This is a genomic window from Mesorhizobium sp. WSM4836, from assembly GCF_055811815.1.
In genome coordinates this window covers 1-2,259 of record NZ_JBVVQF010000067.1, presented here as the reverse complement: position 1 = coordinate 2,259, position 2,259 = coordinate 1, and the positions used below count along the sequence as shown (strand labels likewise).

Below are 2,259 nucleotides of genomic sequence, written 5' to 3'. Positions count from 1 at the left end.
ACTGGACGCGACCACCGTGGTGACACCCGTCATGGCGCAGCAGAACAACGGTGTTGATTGCGGCGTCTTCGTGGTGGGCGGCACGCGCGCGCTGGTTCGGAGATTGGCGAACCAAGAGTGGCCGGAACGGCAGCGGCCGCTGCACCTCGACGACCTCGTTGCCGACCGGCAGGCGCTGCAAAACCGACTGAGGCAGGGCCGCTTGCCGCACGAGCTTGCCGCAATCCCCGCGGAAGCTTTTGCAGCAGCCGGGTCGCAACAAGCCGTGTTGCAAGAGCAGCAAGCCCGACAAGTCGCGCCAGCGCCGTTTGACCAGCACTTGAGCAAGTCGCCCGAGGCGCAGGACGAGCTGACGAGTACACCTGACAGGAGCAACACCGGGGGCGTCATCATAAACACTGAACACTACACAGCGCTGTTGAGACCGGCGAAGAGGCAGAGGACTGAGAATCCGCAAAGCCTCGCCGTGGGACGGCAGCCGAGCGAAGCAACCACAACGTCCATCAGGCAAGCCTCCGATCAAGCCCGAGCGGACCTGATGGCTTCCTTCAGAAGCAGAGAGCGCTCCGACGCGGGGCGTTGAGGTCGATTGCGGATGAAGCAGAACAGCTCTTTTGGCGACGGAGAGGCTGATGCGATCCCCGGACCGGTAGCTCTCGCCGTAATTGATGAGGCTGGCATTGTTGGAAGGCGATTGTAGGCTTGGGACTCGCCGATCCCCAGTCAGGCGGCGCTGAGACGGATCGCCGACCTCAATAGGGGTCAGAACAAGAGCTGTGCAGAATCGTACGCAGCCTTTATCAACCAAAGGCAGCTACGGTAGATTTGATGATGATTCCTCCACCCAGGCTTCGGCGCATCTGACGCCCCGTGGCGGCGCGAAAGACAGTCGGCAGTTGCAGCGCTGGCGGCACCCGTGACCAGAGAGTTCGCATGATTTCCCGGTCGTGCCGAGTTTTGCGAACGGCGCTTCCCGACACGATGCGCTGAGACCAGCGGAAGCCGATTTCATGGAAATACAGGTCGGCATGTTGCGGGCTGATATGGTGAAAGACGCCGGCGATCGTCCGCCGGACCCGGGAATTGAAACCCTCCACCGAATTGACGTGAACAGTGTCGCGAACATACTCACCACTGGAATGCTTCACGGTCTCGTGCTTGGCAAAGCTCTCACCAATGGCCATGAATGCTTTCCACTCGTCGCTCATCAAATGAGCTCTCGATTCGATCTGCGCTTCAATGACGCGTTCGCTTGCTCGCGCTGAGAGACCGGTCACGACCGCGGCACGTGCGTCACCGGCCGGAGCGCCAGGCGTGATGTCGGTCGGCCGCTGCACCATGGCCATGACCGGCGCCTTCTCTGTATTCGCCTGACCTTTCCGGCCCCGTCCCGGAGGTGGGTCATCCGGCCGCTTTCGGGGACTTCCCCCGAGATGGAAATGGTCGATCTCAACCGTGCCGTCGAGCATGTTTTCCCGCGCCACCATCAGCCGAAGTGCGTGACCCATCCGCCAGGCCGTCGGCTGGCTCACTCCAAGGATCTCGGCGAGCCGTACCGAGGACAAGCCCTTGTCAGACTGGAGCATCAGCCACATGGCTTTCAGCCAAACGCGCAAGGGCAGCTTGGTCGAGTGCAGCGGAGTATGGGTCGTCACCGTGAACTGGAACCGGCAATCGCCATTGGAACATTGATAGAGACCCGGTCGCGCACGCCGCTTGCCTGTATCGCGGTCAGCAAGCGCGATCGAGCGTTTGTAACCACAGGCGGGGCAGATCCTGCCGTCCGGCCACACCATGCCTTCCAGGAGCCGCCGGCAATGCTCTTCATCCCGGAAAGCCACGATCATTTCTTCAACGGTCCGAATGTTGGAAAGGGCAAGCATCGATTCAAGGCATTCTCATCTCCTTCGGATCAGGTCAAAGAATCCCATGAAACACCGCGTACTGCAAGGGGATTGCTGTCTCTGCTTGATAAAGGCCTCGTACGCTAAGAACGAACGAAGCGTGAACCGGGTTTGCTTATGTCTCGCGATTTCCGGGGCGCGCCGTCTGATCCCAGTGGAAAACCGTGGAAGCAGGATAGCTGCTGTTTCCACATCCAGTCTGCTCGGCAACATTCAGCGGCAGTTGGTGTTGTGTGCGGAGTTTGAGCAGTGGCCAGGCGCAAGATTCTCGGGGCTCAGGATCGACGGGAGCTTTTCGATATTCCGGCTGATGAGGACAGCCTGATCCGACACTATTCATTGTCCGCGGCTGATC

The 2,259-nt window shown here is 60.3% G+C and carries 1 protein-coding gene and 1 pseudogene; one reads left to right on the top strand and one right to left on the bottom strand.

The annotated features are described in order from the left end of the window. Positions 1 to 583, top strand: a pseudogene (locus AC0L2P_RS32060) (Ulp1 family isopeptidase); the annotation flags it as partial. 217 nt (positions 584 to 800) lie between these two features. On the opposite strand, the gene AC0L2P_RS32055 reads toward AC0L2P_RS32060, so the two are convergent. Next, positions 801 to 1,883 carry an IS1595 family transposase gene (locus tag AC0L2P_RS32055; RefSeq protein ID WP_473507225.1) on the bottom strand — a complete coding sequence of 361 codons (1,083 nt, stop codon included), beginning with the start codon at positions 1,881 to 1,883 and terminating at the stop codon, positions 801 to 803. Between the last annotated feature and the right edge of the window lie 376 nt (positions 1,884 to 2,259).

Coding starts and splice junctions, on each gene's coding strand:
- AC0L2P_RS32055 (WP_473507225.1), bottom strand. CDS start 1,883: ATGCTTGCCCTTTCCAACATTCGGACCGTTGAAGAAATGATCGTGGCT.